At 45.0% G+C, this 16,620-nt stretch carries 18 protein-coding genes and 1 other annotated feature; of the genes, 11 read left to right on the plus strand and 7 right to left on the minus strand.

What is annotated here, in order from left to right; all coding sequences use genetic code 11:
- Positions 1–249: 249 nt before the first annotated feature.
- Together NSQ50_RS26070 and NSQ50_RS26075 are read left to right on the plus strand one after the other, a co-directional pair.
- Entirely contained in the window at positions 250–1,437 is a 1,188-nt protein-coding gene (locus NSQ50_RS26070; protein WP_038573195.1) for an MFS transporter, read from the plus strand.
- Positions 1,438–1,570: 133 nt separating this feature from the next.
- Positions 1,571–1,918, plus strand: a complete 348-nt coding sequence (locus NSQ50_RS26075; RefSeq protein WP_076224560.1) for a DNA primase — start codon at positions 1,571–1,573, stop codon at positions 1,916–1,918.
- A 96-nt stretch (positions 1,919–2,014) separates the two neighbouring features.
- On the opposite strand, the gene NSQ50_RS26080 is transcribed toward NSQ50_RS26075, so the two are convergent.
- Together NSQ50_RS26080 and cyoE are read right to left on the minus strand one after the other, a co-directional pair.
- Positions 2,015–2,632 carry an SCO family protein gene (locus NSQ50_RS26080; protein ID WP_094902247.1) on the minus strand — a complete coding sequence of 206 codons (618 nt, stop codon included), beginning with the start codon at positions 2,630–2,632 and terminating at the stop codon, positions 2,015–2,017.
- A gap of 23 nt (positions 2,633–2,655) precedes the next feature.
- Positions 2,656–3,588 carry a heme o synthase gene (gene cyoE, locus NSQ50_RS26085; RefSeq protein WP_036685285.1) on the minus strand — a complete coding sequence of 311 codons (933 nt, stop codon included), beginning with the start codon at positions 3,586–3,588 and terminating at the stop codon, positions 2,656–2,658.
- Between the two features lie 232 nt (positions 3,589–3,820).
- On the opposite strand from cyoE, the gene NSQ50_RS26090 reads away from it, so the two are divergent.
- A complete protein-coding gene (locus NSQ50_RS26090; protein WP_076105306.1) occupies positions 3,821–4,822 on the plus strand; it encodes a metal-dependent hydrolase in 1,002 nt (333 codons plus the stop codon).
- 104 nt (positions 4,823–4,926) lie between these two features.
- Positions 4,927–5,115 carry a hypothetical protein gene (locus NSQ50_RS26095; RefSeq protein ID WP_038573198.1) on the plus strand — a complete coding sequence of 63 codons (189 nt, stop codon included), beginning with the start codon at positions 4,927–4,929 and terminating at the stop codon, positions 5,113–5,115.
- A 1-nt stretch (position 5,116) separates the two neighbouring features.
- Here the strand turns inward: NSQ50_RS26095 and trpS are convergent, their stop codons facing one another.
- A complete protein-coding gene (gene trpS / locus NSQ50_RS26100) occupies positions 5,117–6,103 on the minus strand; it encodes a tryptophan--tRNA ligase (RefSeq protein WP_036685592.1) in 987 nt (328 codons plus the stop codon).
- A 63-nt stretch (positions 6,104–6,166) separates the two neighbouring features.
- Positions 6,167–6,406: a binding site (T-box leader), on the minus strand.
- Positions 6,407–6,540: 134 nt separating this feature from the next.
- On the opposite strand from trpS, the gene NSQ50_RS26105 reads away from it, so the two are divergent.
- The gene (locus tag NSQ50_RS26105; RefSeq protein ID WP_038573199.1) at positions 6,541–7,515 is read left to right on the plus strand and encodes an aldose 1-epimerase; all 975 of its coding nucleotides are present in this window, start codon (positions 6,541–6,543) and stop codon (positions 7,513–7,515) included.
- Between the two features lie 201 nt (positions 7,516–7,716).
- A complete protein-coding gene (locus NSQ50_RS26110) occupies positions 7,717–7,947 on the plus strand; it encodes an alpha/beta-type small acid-soluble spore protein (protein ID WP_036685295.1) in 231 nt (76 codons plus the stop codon).
- A 153-nt stretch (positions 7,948–8,100) separates the two neighbouring features.
- On the opposite strand, the gene NSQ50_RS26115 is transcribed toward NSQ50_RS26110, so the two are convergent.
- Together NSQ50_RS26115 and NSQ50_RS26120 are read right to left on the minus strand one after the other, a co-directional pair.
- On the minus strand, positions 8,101–8,511 hold the full coding sequence (locus tag NSQ50_RS26115) for a hypothetical protein (RefSeq protein ID WP_036685297.1): 411 nt from the start codon (positions 8,509–8,511) through the stop codon (positions 8,101–8,103).
- 613 nt (positions 8,512–9,124) lie between these two features.
- Positions 9,125–10,924 (minus strand): M3 family oligoendopeptidase, encoded by a 1,800-nt coding sequence (locus NSQ50_RS26120; protein ID WP_038573202.1) that lies wholly within the window; start codon positions 10,922–10,924, stop codon positions 9,125–9,127.
- A gap of 118 nt (positions 10,925–11,042) precedes the next feature.
- Here NSQ50_RS26120 and NSQ50_RS26125 point away from each other — a divergent pair, with 118 nt between their 5' ends.
- Both NSQ50_RS26125 and NSQ50_RS26130 read left to right on the plus strand, forming a co-directional pair.
- Positions 11,043–11,234: a YycC family protein gene (locus NSQ50_RS26125; protein ID WP_038573204.1), complete on the plus strand. Its 192-nt coding sequence runs from the start codon at positions 11,043–11,045 to the stop codon at positions 11,232–11,234.
- Positions 11,231–11,461: a hypothetical protein gene (locus NSQ50_RS26130; RefSeq protein ID WP_036685307.1), complete on the plus strand. Its 231-nt coding sequence runs from the start codon at positions 11,231–11,233 to the stop codon at positions 11,459–11,461. The genes NSQ50_RS26125 and NSQ50_RS26130 overlap by 4 nt, the downstream gene beginning before the upstream one ends.
- Positions 11,462–11,540: 79 nt before the next feature.
- Here NSQ50_RS26130 and NSQ50_RS26135 read toward each other — a convergent pair whose 3' ends face one another.
- Positions 11,541–12,257, minus strand: coding sequence for a DUF2225 domain-containing protein (locus NSQ50_RS26135; protein ID WP_038573205.1), 717 nt, complete (start codon positions 12,255–12,257; stop codon positions 11,541–11,543).
- A gap of 36 nt (positions 12,258–12,293) precedes the next feature.
- Positions 12,294–12,677 carry a globin domain-containing protein gene (locus tag NSQ50_RS26140; protein WP_038573207.1) on the minus strand — a complete coding sequence of 128 codons (384 nt, stop codon included), beginning with the start codon at positions 12,675–12,677 and terminating at the stop codon, positions 12,294–12,296.
- Between the two features lie 412 nt (positions 12,678–13,089).
- Between NSQ50_RS26140 and ylbJ the strand changes: the two genes are divergently transcribed.
- The 3 genes from ylbJ to NSQ50_RS26155 all read left to right on the plus strand — a co-directional run bounded on the left by ylbJ (position 13,090) and on the right by NSQ50_RS26155 (position 16,561).
- Positions 13,090–14,352 (plus strand): sporulation integral membrane protein YlbJ, encoded by a 1,263-nt coding sequence (ylbJ, locus tag NSQ50_RS26145; RefSeq protein WP_076224540.1) that lies wholly within the window; start codon positions 13,090–13,092, stop codon positions 14,350–14,352.
- 74 nt (positions 14,353–14,426) lie between these two features.
- Positions 14,427–15,230: an NAD kinase gene (locus NSQ50_RS26150; RefSeq protein WP_076105311.1), complete on the plus strand. Its 804-nt coding sequence runs from the start codon at positions 14,427–14,429 to the stop codon at positions 15,228–15,230.
- Between the two features lie 146 nt (positions 15,231–15,376).
- On the plus strand, positions 15,377–16,561 hold the full coding sequence (locus NSQ50_RS26155) for a copper amine oxidase N-terminal domain-containing protein (protein ID WP_076224542.1): 1,185 nt from the start codon (positions 15,377–15,379) through the stop codon (positions 16,559–16,561).
- Positions 16,562–16,620: the final 59 nt, after the last annotated feature.

Raw genomic sequence — 16,620 nt, forward strand, 5'->3', positions numbered from 1 at the left:
GCCTAGTTTCGTCCTAAGGATTATCTCCTCCATAGACATGACGCCAATATTAATTATTATACATGAATGCCCATCATAATTCATGGTTCCACAGTCAGAGAAAGGTATACCTGCTTACAGGAATTAAAAAAGCGGTATAAGCCCTCTCTGTCCCACGTAAAGTACAAGTAGTTGCTTAAATTTGATCTTCTTAAAATACGCCTTCCTGCATTAACCTTTATTGTAGATGGCTCTCGGAGGTGTTTCCCTGTGAAAACTGCGCTATGGCTGTACCTGTTTCTTTTTCTGGCGTTTTTTGATTTACATGCACAGTATCCTATTCTAACGCCCTTTGCCATCTCTCTTGGTGCGGGACCCGCCTTTATTGGCTGGATGATGGGCATGTATTCGTTGACCCATCTTCCTGGCAATTTGCTCGCAGGCGTACTCGTCGATCGTAATGGCAGCCGCCGCTACATCGTCTTTAGCCTTGTTACTGCGGGAGCCATTCTATTGCTGCAGGCTCACGCTCAGCTTCCGTGGCATTTGCTGATGCTACGAGCAGCAAGCGGGTTCGCGCTCGCCTTCCTCTCTCCGGCGTGCATGACCTTGCTGGCTTCATTATCATCTGATGCCACTGAGCAGGGGAAATATATGTCCGGACATGGTATCGTTCATACCTTAGCTTCAGTGGTATCCCCAGCAGCGGGTGCCTTTATCGTAGCTAAAGCTGGCTATTCCGGCACCTTCACCACATTGGGATGGCTGCTTATCGCTACAGGAATCATGGCTTTTTTCAGTGTACCGGCGCCTGCCCGGCGTTTAGTACGCCCTGTAAACTCAGCAGCACCTCCTTTAAAAAATCAGGATCTTCCTTCGGTCCCTATATCCGATCCCAATCCAGTTTCCAAACGTTATTATCTGCTGCCTTTTTTCGTTTCTTGTTCACAAGGGGTTCTGTTCTTTGAGCTTCCTCTATCTCAGACCGGAAGTAATAGCATTGTTTCCACAGGTATTCTTTTATCGCTCCTTAGCTTAGGGGCTTTGGTAACACTCAGTTTGTTCTTCCTGAACCGCTTTTCCCCAGGAGGAAGAATAGCCGTGGCCTTGCTAGGAATGGCCCTTTGTTTTTTTGCGCTCGCCTCACTTCACAGCATTCCCGCTTCCGTTATTCTCTTTATGCTGGGTGCAGCCAAAGGAATATTATTTCCTGCAATGGCTTCGCTCTTTATTAGTCTAGGTGGACCAGGACGTATGGGACGCACCTTCTCCATGCAGTCGATAGCCATGTCACTAGGTGCATTCGCAGGGCCTGTGGCCGCAGGACAACTAAGAGACGTTGTTTCGCCTTATTTCATTGCCTTTCTATTGCTGATGGTTGCACTATTACTGCTTCCGCCAAAAAATTCAGCCAAGCTGTCCACCTACTCTTCCAAATGGAATGGGCGGGCCGCATGATTTATTGTTTTTACGACATTTCCCGGGGAATGAAGATTTTCCTGTAGAAACAGTTGTTAAAACTGCTCCTCCTTCGGTAAACTATAATGAGTCTGAAAGTTCAGGCTTCATTTCCGGAGGTGATTGTCAGCAAATGTCCATTACGATTATTGTCGAAGGCAAAAACGATCACAGCAGATTACGACGCGTGCTGGTACCGGAAGTCGAAATCCTCTGTACCTTTGGTACATTAAATACGCTCAAACTCGAGTCCCTGCGACAAAAAGTAGGAGATGGAGAAGTATATCTTTATATGGATAACGACAGTTCAGGCAAAAAAATACGCGGGATTCTCCGCGATGCCTTTCCCGATGCTGGTCACATCTATACGCGCCGGGGTTATGCCGGAGTGGAGGGCACTCCAGATGAATACAATATTAATCAGCTTGAAAAAGCGGGTCTGGAAGAGTTCATCATTTACCCTGAACCCATTCCTTTTTGATTCGCGATATATTGCCTAAGAAATTAAAAACGCCTTTTTCGTTATCCCTTCAATAAACGGGATTCGAAAAAGGCGTTTCTGTTATGCGGTTATGTTCTATTCACGAGCCAATTCATTCAGCCTATCGGCAAGAAATTCAGGCGTTACGTTATCCGTATCTCCTGCGTCATACAATGCACGGAGACGATTGTCCCGATCAACCAATGCTATGCGATTGGCATGTACGAAATTTTCTTTACTATTCCCTGCAATTAGTACTTTAAAAGAATCAGTTGCCAGCTTACGAATCACTTCCTGATCCCCCCGTAAGAAGTACCAACCCTTATAATCTGCCTGGAAACGGTCCGCAAAGGTCTTAATGGCTTCACGTGTATCATTCTCTGGATCAAAAGAAATGGAGACGAACGCCGTATCTTTTCCAAAGCTGCCCTCGTCGACCAGAATCTTCTGTGTCTGGGATAACAGGAACGTAGTTATAGGACATACATCCGGACATTGCGTGAAAAAAAAGTATACCAGCCGTGCCTTACCTTGTGTATCAGCCAGAGTAATCTGGTCTCCATCCACATTTTCAAGTGAAAAGTCCTGCACTTCTCCGATTACCGGCAGTTTTTCTTTTCCTAAATTCAAAGAATTAACTGCCAGATAACCAGCCATTACCAAAGCAAGCAATAGTAGAATCCAGGTCCATTTATAACGCTTAAAGGTCTGCACGGACAATAATACCCTCCCTCTTCTTAACCGTGAATCGTATTTAATACAAGTACGATCAAACTTACCGTTAGGTAGTTAATGGAGAAGAGGAAGTTCTTCTTCGCCCAGACTTCGTCATCTTTTGCTGCAAAGCCCATCAAGGTTATGATTAACCAAGCCAGGGACAGCGCTGTTGAAATCACCAGATAAAAAATGCCTGCATAATCGTAGGCGTACATTAACACTGGAATAGGCAGTAACAGTGCTACATAAGGAATCATTTGAAACTTCGTACGACGTGTTCCTTTGACTACAGGCAGCAGTGGGAAACCTGCGGCTCTATATTCTTCTTTACGTCTAATCCCGAGCGCCCAGAAATGGGGAGGTTGCCACAGAAACAACATCGCAAACATCAGCCAAGCCCCTAGATCAACTGTTCCCGTAACTGCAACGTAGCCAATTACCGGTGGCATAGCTCCAGAGATCGCACCTACTGAAGTGCTCCATGTTGATGTCCGTTTCAACCAAAGGGTGTATACTACAACGTAAACGAACATCCCTACAATCCCGAACAGACCGGCTAAAACTCCGGAAAAAGCAAACAGCACAATCAAACCCGCAATCCCAAGCCCAATAGCATACAGCAATACGGTTTTGGGTTTCAATCGTCCTGTAGGAAGCCCACGATCGCGCGTTCTTTCCATCTTCATATCCAGATCACGGTCGAAATAGTTATTAAAAACACAGGCCGAAGCCATAACCAGCATTGTACCGAGCAGAGTCAGAACTAATCTGCCGTATTGAACATCCCAACCTGAAGCCAGCCAATATCCTGCAAAGGCAGCGATGAGGTTAGATCGGATAATACCGGGTTTTGTTACGGTAATGAAATCACGCCAACTTGCACCTTCCGGTGGAGATTTTGCAGACATAGCTGCAGAATCGGAAGAAGCTTGAAATGTTATATGATTATCCACACCAAATGATCCTCCTTCTAAACAAACTTCTAACGTTCTAGCCGAAGCACTAAATAGACTTCGCTGTTAACTTTATCATATCAAACCCGAGGAGACTTTGACAGTCATGGCACAGTATGTTCATGAATTTGACAATTACGTGACAATATTTATTTTCAGCCCCTTAATAACCTAAGCCGTATTTGGGTAATTATTAATAATGTACTTCCGAACAACAAAGGAGAACTGACCAATGGACACCGCTACACATTTAGTTATGGGCATAGGGTTAGCCGGACTTTCTTTCGTCGATCCCGTCGTTGCTTCTGACCCTAAACTGGCCGGGGCCGTTATGCTGGCAACGATTTTAGGCTCACAGGCTCCTGATGCCGATACCGCATTACGACTAAAGGACAATGCAATATATATTCGTAATCACCGTGGAATCACACACTCCTTGCCTTTTCTAATTTTGTGGCCCGCTCTGATTGCCCTAGTCTTAGGGCCTCTGTTTGGGTTTACTGATTTGGCAGCTTTAAGCCATGTTGCACTCTGGGGTTTCATAGGTGTAGGCGTGCACGTCTTCTCTGATCTGTTTAACACCTATGGAACTCAGGCGGCCCGTCCATTCACTGAGAAATGGATCGCCTGGAATATCATCCACATTTTCGATCCATTTATTTTTGGCAGCCATATCGCAGCTATTCTGCTCTGGATCACTGGGATTGTTCCGCCTAAACCTTTATTTATTACGCTTTATGCCTGTACCATTCTTTATTATATTTGGAGAACGATTGTTCATGCCCGCCTTACACGAAACATCAAGCTTAAAGATATACACCATACTGCTGGCGAACGTTATATTGTAATCCCTACAATTTCACTTAAACGCTGGAACGTAGTTAAAGTGAAAAAAGACGGCAGCTATGACGTTGGGCAGCTACTGAACAACCGTCTGGAATGGTTCAAACATGCGGTCTGCTCGAATCATCCCGCTGTGGAAATATCCAAGTCGCATCCAGATATTCAGTCCTTTTTATATTTCACCTCTTATGCGGTGGCCGAAGTGGAGGAGCTTCCTTCAGGATATATGGTGCGCTGGGGAGACGTTCGTTATTTACACCGCAAACAATACCCTTTTGTGGCTGTATTAGTTATGGATAACCAATATAAACCTTTAAATACTTATGTAGGCTGGCTTAGCAGCGATAAGCTCGACAAACGATTTTCCATCGACCCTGGTTCTTTACGATGAAACTGTAGACTTACTGAGAGAACTATTCTATAATCACAAAAAATCCCGGAGTATTTATAATACTCCGGGATTCATTTTAGCAGACACGGAAAGGAAGGCTCTTAATGGGTAAAGGACTCTCACTTTGGTTCGCTTGTTCTTCTATTCTTATTCTCACTGCCGCTTCAATCGCGATCAGCTATAGCTTCTGGCTAGCACTTCTGCTTGGTTTTCTCTGCGTATTGAATATTGGCTGGGGATTTATCCTCAAAGCCAGAATTAGACGCAAACAGGAAAGTTTAAGCTCTGATTAGATTAACGAGCTGGCAGAAAGCCCATCCGCTCTTTTACGCCATTCAATGTCTCAGCTGCAACAATACGTGCGCGTTCAGCACCTTCGGCAAGAATATCAGTGATCGCACCTGAACTGCGAATTTCATGATATCTTTGTTGCAAAGGCTCAAGTGTGGACACAACCACTTCCCCAAGATCCTTCTTAAAGCCACCATACATTTGTCCCTCATAACGATCGGCAATTTGCTGGAGGGACATTCCAGAACATTCCGAGTAAATACTCATCAAGTTACTAATCTCTGGCTTATTAGCCGGATCAAAGATAACTTCACGTCCAGAATCAGTCGTTGCGCGGCTGATTTTTTTACGGATCACATCCGGCGAATCCAACAGGGCAATATAGCTGCCTGCATTTGGGCTGCTCTTGCTCATTTTTTTAGTGCCATCATCCAGAGACATAATGCGTGCGCCCACTTCAGGGATATACGGTTCAGGAATCGTAAAGAATTCGCCAAAACGGTTATTGAATCGGCCAGCTAAATCACGGGTCAACTCCAAGTGCTGCTTCTGATCTTCACCTACTGGCACAAGATCCGCATTATAAACAAGAATATCTGCTGCCATTAAAGAAGGATATACGAATAGGCCCGCGCCAACCGAATCCTTACCTGATGATTTATCTTTGAACTGTGTCATACGCTCAAGCTCGCCCATTGCCGTTAGCGTAGTCATGATCCAACCCAATTCCGCATGCTGAGGCACATGGGACTGCATATATACATTCGAACGCACAGGATCAATTCCTGCCGCGATAAAGAGTGCAGCTACAGCTTCAGACTGCTCACGCAGTGCCGCAGGATCTTGAGCAACGGTGATCGCATGCATATCGACAACCATAAAGAAACATTGATGATCGTCTTGCAGCTTCACAAAATTTTTCAGCGCTCCGATATAGTTACCCAAAGTTAGAGAACCGCTCGGTTGTATGCCTGACATTACTTTTTTCAACATAATATAGACCTCCGTTAGATGTGATTTCCAATTTCCGAGAACGCAAAAAAAGCCTCATCCGCAAGGGACGTGAGACCGTGGTGCCACCCTTATTCGCTGCTAAACCTTTGTATAGTCAAAAGGAAACAGCCTTAGTCTTCCGTTAACGGGGAAGATCCGGCCGGTCTACTAGGGTATCTTGCTCCCGTTCAAGCGCGGCGCTCAGGGGTCCATTCATCAAGAGTGTCCTACCGGTTCGCATCAACCACCGGCTTTCTGAAGGTACATTTCCTGCCTACTTGTCCCCGTCATCACATTCTCATCATAATTTAATGCCTTCATCATAGAACCATAAAGAGAAGTTGTCAAATCACTTAACCACTTCCGTATAAATCTGTTATGATAAGGTTATCCATGTTCTATTCGATTACAGTTACGATAAAGGAGCATATCTCATGAAACAGGTGACCAAAGGGCAGTGGGGCGGTTATGATACTTATATTTTGCACAGCCGCGAACTGGAAGTCACGCTTTTGCCGCGACTAGGAAACAACGTGATTTCATTGTTTGATGTAAAGGAACAACGGGAAATTCTGCGGCGGCCTGATGAAAGCGATCAAGCTTTCTTTATGCAAAAACCTTACCATTTTGGCATCCCGCTCTTAATTCCACCCGGAAGAATTCGTAAAGGAAAATTTCAATTCGAGGGTACAAGTTATCAATTTGACCAGAATACCGCTGGTGACAATCATATCCATGGTCTACACCGGACTCAATCCTGGTGTGTCAGCGATATTGAAGAAGACGAGGACGGTTGTGCAGTCACTACTGAATTCCTTACTGAAGATGATCCACACTGGATGGAGCAATTTCCCATTCCACTCAAATTCGAAATGACATTCAGGCTTCAGGATGCCCGGCTCAGCCAGACTTTAAAGGTTACAAATCTCGGCGATCATCGTATTCCCTTTGGGATCGGTTATCACACCTGGTTTATGATCGATGGAGAACCTGAACGCTGGAATCTCAAATTGCCCGTAAACAGCATTTATGAACTAAACGATGAATTGCTCCCTAGCGGCAATCTAATTCCACTCGGTGATCTAGATTCTCTAAATTCTGGAATTAACCTACAGGGAACTAATTTTGATACCGCTCTGCGTATTGGTGACAAGCAGCCCGTAGAAGCATTGTTATTACGCGATGATGGTTATGGTCTTCGTTATACGGCCGACGAGAATCTTTTTCGCCACTGGGTCCTGTATACCAAAGGACCAGCCGATCAATTTCTGTGCATCGAACCTTATACCTGGCTCCCGGATGCTCCTAACGTTTCCGACGATCCTTCCTTCACTGGCTTGCTGAAGGTAGAACCAGGTCAAAGCCTTGAGCTGTCCACTATGCTGGAAATGATCTATCCCGAGAATTAAAGCAGATATACATTATATCGGTCTTCCCTTGCGTTTACGTAAGAGAAGGCCGATTTTTTGTGCGAGCTTAGTTATTTAGGCTTTCCTACCCTTACTTTTAATCGACTAATAATTACCATCCTTAAAACCTTTCGATAGCATGCATGAATTAGCCTCTTAGCGCTCATACTATCTTCACAACGGGCGAAGGAGGTGACACACATGGGTCAAGCAGGTCAAGGTCGTAGCAGCCGTTCCAATAACCTTGTAGTTCCTCAAGCAAATGCAGCGTTGCAACAATTGAAATATGAAGCAGCACAAGAGCTTGGAGTAACGATCCCAGCTGACGGTTATTACGGGAACTACACTTCCCGCGAAACTGGTTCTTTGGGAGGTTACATCACTAAACGTCTAGTACAACTGGCAGAACAACAACTGTCCGGTCGTCAGTAACATCGTTATCTTAAGTGTTTTATCCGGCTGAGGTCTTAAAAAGCCCATTGCCGACTAGCTTTCAAACCTCTCACACTTCTTCCAGAAGCTGTGGGAGGTTTTTCTAATTTATACCCTATAATCCGAGCTGCATGCAATCTTTATGTAAAACGTTTAACTTAAAAATTGATCAGCACTCTCGGCGTAAGCATTACGGGGAGATCGAATCATCAGATTTGCCATATTATAATTGGACTCCAGCGTAGCATCTACGATTAGCTTCCCCTGTCTTATAGCGAATTCATAGCTGATCTCACCATGAGTCCAGCGCCGTTTGTATTTCAGACTCTCCAGTGCCATTAGACGAAAAGAAGACTGCTGACTCTCCGTTATTCCTTCCTTTACTTCTGTGAATCCACCACCCCGACCGGCTAGAGGGTGATGACGTATGCCGAATTTGCCAATGGTATTATTTCGTATTTGCACAAATACCGTACCGGAAGATAGTCCCGATAATTCCTCTTGCAGTTCCCTAAACACCAAATCCATCTGTCTTGCTAAGGATAGCTGTTCTGTCTTAAGCATATCTTTCCTCCTAAAAGTTTTGTGAGCTTAGCTTCTTCGAGTTCACTTCGTCTTTTATAAATCGAACCCTAAATATTTAGGCTAAGGATCCGTCGCTACTGCGGGGAATGTTTGGACTTCCAGCCGCTGTTGTCTCCAAATTTCTTGAATTCTTACGCGTACAGCGGGTGAAATTCGGAGACAAAGGCGGTCGCTCCCGCTCTTACAGTTCCAAAATTCCCCTCCGCCACTCCTTCCCCTTTTCCCAAGTTTCTGGTTCGATTTATATTGTTTGTGAGCTTAGCTACTTCGAGTTTACTTCGTACAAATCGGCTTAGTATGCGCTTACTTAAGCTTTTTGAGCTAAGCTCATTAGTCTTCCTTGCAAGCCTTATATAAGGCTCAAGGCTCATTATAGACCCCTTAAATACGCCAAACAACATTATTCTACAAAATTGGGTTATTATCCCTAGTAATGCGCAAAATTCATAGATCATTCGTATATTAATTTTTATAAAACGGGAGTTTTCGACATTTAACCATTAAAAAAAGACCCCTTAACCGGGGTCTTTGCGTGTTCACACTGAAATTCCGTTATTTTTAGCGCACTGAAATTTGTCTTATTTTAGACATTTCATGCTAAATGCTCAGTCATCTCCAAGAACTCGTTGATATCAGCCACGATCAAATCTGTAGCCCCTTGCCAGAAATCTGGCTTAGTCAGATCCACACCCAAATGTTTGAGCACCAAATCCTCCAATGTCATCACGCCGGTATCCTGCAACAAGCTATCATATTTGTCTGCAAAGGAAGCTCCCTCTTGTAATGCCAGACGATATAAGCCTGTACTGAACATATAACCAACAGTGTACGGGAAATTATAGAAAGGTACATCTGTGATATAGAAATGCAGCTTCGACGCCCAGAAGTGAGGATGGTATTCAGAAAGCACACCACAGAAAGCTTCTTTCTGTGCTTCCACCATCAGAGCAGACAGTTCCTCAGCATTTACAAGGCCTTCCTTACGTTTTTCATAAAAGCGAGTCTCGAACAAGAATCGAGCGTGAATGTTCATAAAGAATGCCACACTGTTCTGTATCTTCGTTTCAAGCAGTGCCAGCTTCTCCTCTGCATTGCCCGCAGCTTTAACCTGAGCATCAGATACAATCACTTCTGCAAAGGTTGAAGCGGTCTCTGCAACGTTCATTGCATAATTCTGATTAAATACAGGTTGATCATCAAGCAAGTAGGAATGATAGGCATGTCCCAGCTCATGGGCCAATGTTGAAACATTGGAAGGTGTGCCGCTGTAAGTCATGAATATCCGTGATTCTTTGCTCTCAGGGAAGGAAGTACAGAATCCACCAGGACGTTTGCCATTACGATCCTCAACCTCGATCCAGTTATTATCAAAGGCACGCTCTGCAAACTCAGCCATCTTAGGACTAAATTTACGGAACTGTGTGACGATATCCTTCGCAGCTTGATCATAAGGGATTTTGCCGGAGGATTTGCCTACAGGAGCTTCGACATCGACCCATGAGAGGGAATCCAACCCCAGCAGCTTGGCTTTGCGCTGAAGGTAGGACACGAGTACAGGTTTGCTCTTCGTAATTACGTCCCACATCGTATTTAAGGTGTCCTGTGTCATACGATTGATGCTGAGCGGATCTTTTAGAACATCGTCCCAGCCTCTGCCCTTATAGAGCTTCAGGCGGAAGCCTGCTAAGTGATTTAAAGTATCTGCGCAATTATCTGCCGCTTCAGTCCAAGCCTCTTCCCATTTATGGAACATCGCTTGACGCACTTTTGGATCTGGATCATCCAGCTTATTAAAAGCTTGACCTGCAGAAAGCAGCTTTGTTCCTTCTTCATCCTCAAATGGGATCTTGATTGAGCTTACAATCGTATCATAGTGTCCGCTCCATCCATGATATCCGTCAACAGCTAATTCCAACGCTAAGCTTTCCAGCTCAGGGCTCATCTTCTCACGGGCCAAATCACGGCTCTCGCTCAGTACGAACGTTAAAGGAGCAATCTCTGGACGAGCCATCCACTCAGCCCATACCTTGTCCGTAGTCTGACGCAGTACATTGCTAAATTGCGAGCTGATCCCTTCGAATCCGGCGCGCATGCTTGTCACTTTGGCTGCCAGTCTTACCGCACCCTTGTCCATCTGATTCTGAGCGCCTAGACAGTCTGCGAAGGAAGTGACCTCCACAAGTCTTCCTGAACAGCTCTGAAGCAATGCTATAACCTCATCCAATGCTTTTGTAGACGCAACATCCGTTGGTGCCACAGCATCCTTCACAAAGCCCTGTAAGGATAAAATATCTTTTTCAAGCTTGCTCAAGAAACCTTCTAGTTCTGCAGACGAAGACCCCCCCGGAAAAATAGTATCCAGTTCCCAAGTCAGTGATAACGGTTGTTTCATTTGTACTCACCATTCCTTTGCTTTCATTTGACTTTCTTTGTAATTGTCTTAACACCATGGTAAAGTGAATAACGATATCTGAACATTTATAGCCGATAAACTTTAGGAGGGCATTCATATGAAGCCACTACAAATTTCACCGGAAACAGCCATTACGTTATCCAAGCAACTAGGCGTTCCTTTGGAACACTTGATGCATATGCCCCAACATATTTTACTACAAAAAATAGCGGAGCTATCCAAAAAACAAAATCCCCCACAAACTGAGGGCGAAAATGAACAGACTCCTTCTGGGAAGGACTCACAATGATTCCTTTTAGTCATACCTGGCCTTATGACATCATTCTAGGCGATATGTATGTGCAATACTGTCCATTCTGCAACTCAGAGAATGTGCTTCTGCCTATGAAGCCAAAAGAATTACAAATCGTTCGTGACGGCAAGAAAAAACTGCTTGTCTTCCCCTGCTGCAGCGCCAGTCCTACAGTTATAGATAATGACGGCGATTACCTTTTGTTCGATCGAGCTGTCAGATAAGCAAATCCTAACATTTTCTTTCTACAAAGCGCAGAGGAGAATTAAATTCTCTTCTGCGCTTTTTGTTGTTCGCAAATCGTTATGAACTTGAAGACAAGCCTTCGACATCAACCTCAACCTCTACAGCCTCAGCACGCATTTGCTCCCGTAAAATAACCCACTGCTCACGTGCCGCTCGAATCATCGCCGCATCCATAATCTTCTGATCATTAATCAGACGGGAGAACCACATCACAGCCACTGAGTATTCTCCGATGCGCCGATTAAGTTCGCCGATCAGGTACATGAGCCGGGCATCATTGCCGGCAATGCCATCTTTTTCATAGACCTTAACATACTCGTCCAAAGAATAACGTAAAAAACGCTTCTCCTGCTCAGTCTCCCCTTGGTAGCGATAGAGCCAAGCAATGTGATGCAGCAGACTTGCAATAATCCGATCTTTATCGTTAATACTCTGAGCACATAAAAGCGCCAGCTTATAGGTCTCGAGCGCAGTTTCCCAGTCTCTTTTCTCCCCAAAGTCACGGCTCTTCCAGCGTTTCCCTACCTGCTCATTAAATGCCTTACGCTGACGTTCCGTCAGCTTGTCAGCCGAATTTTCTGTGGAGGCAAACCCGCAATTGGGGCAGACCCGTACAACATAATAATCCGGATTCTCATTTTTATAATACGCGCAGAAATCAGCATCACGCCGAATAGCCTTTTTTAGACTAGGACGTACCCGCGAGGTTGAAAATTCATTTTCACAGTTGCAACACTTGACCTTAATAGAATATAGGGGTATTAACTCTGTCAAGTACTCTCATTCCTTTCAGGATCAACCTGTCCCTTGTTATTCCTGGGGCATGTTAACAAAATGATGTGCAGGACCTGCAAGGCGGCTAAGCACGAATGAACGCAGTGGTTCTTCGACTCCAGTCTCCACCAGTGCCTCTTTCATACATTGTAGCCACTCATCAGCACGTTCTGGTGTAATAGGAATATGCATATGCCTTGCTCTCATCATGGGATGTCCATGTAATTCCGAATAAAGCGGACCCCCGCCAAAAAACTGTGTCAGGAATTGATATTGCTTCTCCAGAACTGGAGTAATATCTTCAGGGAACAAGGGTCCCAGCTGCGGATGAAGCTGTACCTTGGCATAGAACACTTCCACCAACCGATGTAGTGCTTCAGCCCCCCCTAGATTGTCATATATACTCTCATTTGGATTCATTGAGGTTACCAGCCTTCTTCCATATTAATGAAACGTTACTTATTTTATTATACCAAAGATAAGCATAACACGGATATCCGTCGAAAGTGCTCTCTAAACTACAGAAAAAAGGCGCTAAACTATAGTTCAGCGCCTGAAGAGTAAGGTTAGTAGGTCCTAAATTCCTCATCACCAGGAGGGACGAGAGAGACCCGGATTACATATACAAAAGCACAAACGAGAACTCCGGCTATAACGCTCATCGCCATCACTCCATCCCATTTAATCGTGTAACAGAGGGTGCATTTATTTATTACATAATATCATAATTCCTGCGAAAAAGCACAGATAATTGTAACCGCTTTCTCCATTTTTTTGTGCTTTTTGTCCCTCTTTTTGCATACATCTAACCATAGACCAGGAGGCGTTAATTATGACTTTTAAAAAGATTGGCGGCCCGCTGCTGGGATTCATATTGGCTGGTTGTATGCTGCTGATGTTACTTCATCCTGAAGCATCTCTTGCCGCAGCCTTACGTGGCCTGGCCATCTGGTGGGACGTGCTCTTCCCTTCACTGTTTCCCTTCTTCGTCATTTCTGAAATCATGCTAGGCTTAGGCATTGTCCATCTCTTCGGCGCTTTACTTGATCCACTGATGCGCCCCCTCTTCGGTATACCTGGCAGCGGTGGTTTTGTCGCGGCCATGGGATATGTATCAGGATATCCCGTTGGAGCCAAATTAACCGCTAAGCTGCGGGAGCAGAAGCTGATCAGCAGAATCCAAGGTGAACGCCTTGTAGCATTTACAACCTCCTCCGATCCTATTTTTCTACTAGGGGCGGTATCCGTTGGGTTCTTTCGCGATGCTTCTTTGGGGCTAATATTGGCACTAGCCCACTACGGAAGTGGCTTAATGGTTGGTCTCCTAATGTCATTTCATGGACGTAAGGAACAAAAGACTCCCACCCAAGACCCAACAAAAAGTAGTTCTGACGCCCCCTCTGCTCCAGCAAAACAAGGATTCGGCAGAATACATGCCGCACTCCTTGCGATGTCCGAAGCCCGGCGCAAGGATGGACGGAGCTTCGGGGAACTGTTAAAAGGAGCGATCCAATCCTCGCTACAGCTTATTATTGTCGTAGGGGGTCTGGTTGTATTCTTCAACGTGCTAATGGAGCTGCTTGCCCGTGCCGGAATCCTGCCCTCACTATTTAGCCTGGCCGGATCTCTCGTCTCCCTTGTTGGAGGGCCTCCCGAATTAGCTCAGGCCTTGATCAGCGGATTGTTCGAGGTCACCATAGGTGCTCGTTCTGCTGGTGAAGCCGCTTCTTCCATCCCGCTTCAATTCAAGGTCGCAGCAGCTGCCTTTATTCTCTCTTGGGGCGGATTATCTGTACATGCCCAAGTCGCCAGTATTTTGAACGGTACCGGGCTGCGTTATCTGCCGTTCTTAACTGCACGACTAATACATGCCATACTCGCAGCAGGTCTCGTGGTGCTGCTATGGAAGCCTGTGATGGGATCAGGATTGTCTTCTGCCTGGGTCTCTCTGCCTGCCTCCACTGCCTTTACACCTTCAGCCTCAGGTGTCACTGCCAGTCTAGCTCTACTGAGTCTTATACTAGCCGCTGCTCTTCTAGTGTCACTGCTTATCCCTGCCTTTATGGCAATGCTCCGATTGATGCGCCGAAGTTGATTACATATTGTGTTCCGGGGCAAGATTGATTATGATCGGTGTATGACGGAATTATATAAAGGAGCTTGTACATCTTGAGATATTATGTTCTGGACCGCGGTGATGAGCTGTCAATCAAACTTGCCGAGCAATTTCACAAGCTGGCGGCGGAGCGGGATTTGCAACTGGATGCCGAGTCTCCGGAAATCGTCATCTCGATAGGTGGAGACGGCACAATGCTGCACGCTTTTCATACCTTTATCGACCAGATTCCCAACTTAGCCTTTGTAGGTGTGCACACAGGACACCTCGGCTTCTATGCGGACTGGCAAGCAGAAGAGCTGCCCACCTTAATCGATTATATGTGCGGAACCGGTGAATCTGAGCCGCAGAAACCGCGTATTGTGAAATATCCATTAATAGAGCTGGAGATTCACAAAAAATCGGGATCTTCGTCTCACATTGCCCTCAACGAATTTACCCTTAAAGGGGTGGATGGAACTATAATGATCCAAATCGACATCAACGATGTCACCTTCGAAATGTTCCGGGGCGATGGACTTTGTATTTCAACTCCCTCTGGCAGTACAGCTTATAACAAAAGCCTAGGGGGCGCTATGGTTCACCCTTCAATAGAAGCGCTGCAGATTGCCGAAATCGCGTCTATTAACAACCGTGTATTCCGGACAATGGGCTCGCCGCTACTACTGCCAAAGCATCATCATTGTGACATTTTTTCATGTAAAGACCAGCGTTTGCTGCTCACCGTAGATCATAACAACATTCCTGTTGATGACCTGATTTCAGTACGCTGTCAAGTTTCAGACAAAAAAGTCAGCTTCGCAAGATATCGTCCGTTTCCGTTCTGGAACCGTGTCCGTGAAGCTTTCTTAGTCTGAGATCAGGGGATCAAAAAGCTGGAGATTTCAATATCTCCGGCTCTTTTTGGTGTGACAAAACTAACACCAATTGATAGACATAGAGAGAAATCAAATGGTATAATGAGGCTATTTTACAAAGAGTTACATAAAAGGAGAGAGTACTGTTGAAAAAATTATTATCCCTCTTGAGCATAAGTCTTCTGGCCCTGATACTGGCGGTCCCGGCTTTTGCTGCTTCAAAACCGATTGATGTTTATATCAACGGCAGTAAGGTTTCCTTTACCGCAGGAACCCCTTACTTAGCGAACAATTCTGTACTTGTCCCTTTCCGGGTCATCTTCGAAAAGCCTGGACTGCAGGTGCTTTGGGATGCCAAGACTGGAACAGTAACAGGTAAAAGTTCAAATCTGGCGATCAGCCTGAAAATTGGCAGCAACCGTGCAACCGTTAACGGAACCGTGAAAAAACTGACCACCGCACCAGTCTCCTCAGCTGGCACTACATACATTCCTTTACGTTTTATCGCAGAGGCAACCGGAGGCACAGCCGTCTGGAATTCAACCAGCAGAAGCGTGCAAATTACCACCCCAGTATCCAAAGATAAGGACGAAGCAGCGATTACAGCATTAATCCGTTTGTCTAATAAGTATTTTAATGAAGAAAAAGCAATTAGCTTCTATTCCCTTATGGATTCAGAATCCTCTAATGCGGAGTCAGTGGCGGATCTCAATGCATCCTTTGAGATTTTTGATATAAAAAATACTATTGAGAGTTTGGAAATCATTGATATTTCAGGCAATGACGCTACTGTGTATACACTGGAAAGCTCTCGCCGGACAGGTGGGGCCTATACGCCAGATACAGAGGACGAATACATGTATACACTTGTCCGCAAGAATGGAAGCTGGAAAATATCATCTGTGGAATCCCAAAGCTCCGTGATACTGCTGACTCGTGAACAAGCTCTAAAAACAGCAGCTAACATTCCTCAAAATGATGCGGATGCCATCAAAGGTAATATCACCAAATATTATCAAGCTATGAATGAACAAAATCCGGCGGCTGTTCTTTCCACCATGACTTCATACGGAGAAGAATATGATACCTCCCTTAAGGAAGATCTGGAAGATTTCTTTACTTCATACGACGTCACTTATACTCCAAGCGTTTCAAATATCTACTATTTTAGCGCCAAAGAAGCAGCTATTTATGTGGAAAACAAAGAGAAAGATGCCAGTGAAGAGGAAACTTTTGAGCAAGGCACTATCTTCATTTTATCCAAGTCGGATAGCGGGGTATGGACTACTGATAACACCTATAGCGTTTACTATAAACTTGTGAAATCCTAAAACCATACGTCACAGAAAGTTAATTCGTGCAGTGTATACTTTCTTATCTTATAAATTAT

Source organism: Paenibacillus sp. FSL R10-2788, assembly GCF_038003885.1.
Classification (GTDB): domain Bacteria; phylum Bacillota; class Bacilli; order Paenibacillales; family Paenibacillaceae; genus Paenibacillus_AQ; species Paenibacillus_AQ odorifer.

Bases quoted from the DNA above. Each gene is read 5' to 3' on its own strand.
- NSQ50_RS26075 (WP_076224560.1), top strand. From the start codon at position 1,571: ATGTCCATTACGATTATTGTCGAAGGCAAAAACGATCACAGCAGATTA.
- NSQ50_RS26090 (WP_076105306.1), top strand. From the start codon at position 3,821: ATGGACACCGCTACACATTTAGTTATGGGCATAGGGTTAGCCGGACTT.
- NSQ50_RS26095 (WP_038573198.1), top strand. From the start codon at position 4,927: ATGGGTAAAGGACTCTCACTTTGGTTCGCTTGTTCTTCTATTCTTATT.
- NSQ50_RS26105 (WP_038573199.1), top strand. From the start codon at position 6,541: ATGAAACAGGTGACCAAAGGGCAGTGGGGCGGTTATGATACTTATATT.
- NSQ50_RS26110 (WP_036685295.1), top strand. From the start codon at position 7,717: ATGGGTCAAGCAGGTCAAGGTCGTAGCAGCCGTTCCAATAACCTTGTA.
- NSQ50_RS26115 (WP_036685297.1), bottom strand. From the start codon at position 8,511: ATGCTTAAGACAGAACAGCTATCCTTAGCAAGACAGATGGATTTGGTG.
- NSQ50_RS26120 (WP_038573202.1), bottom strand. From the start codon at position 10,924: ATGAAACAACCGTTATCACTGACTTGGGAACTGGATACTATTTTTCCG.
- NSQ50_RS26125 (WP_038573204.1), top strand. From the start codon at position 11,043: ATGAAGCCACTACAAATTTCACCGGAAACAGCCATTACGTTATCCAAG.
- NSQ50_RS26130 (WP_036685307.1), top strand. From the start codon at position 11,231: ATGATTCCTTTTAGTCATACCTGGCCTTATGACATCATTCTAGGCGAT.
- NSQ50_RS26140 (WP_038573207.1), bottom strand. From the start codon at position 12,677: ATGAATCCAAATGAGAGTATATATGACAATCTAGGGGGGGCTGAAGCA.
- ylbJ (WP_076224540.1), top strand. From the start codon at position 13,090: ATGACTTTTAAAAAGATTGGCGGCCCGCTGCTGGGATTCATATTGGCT.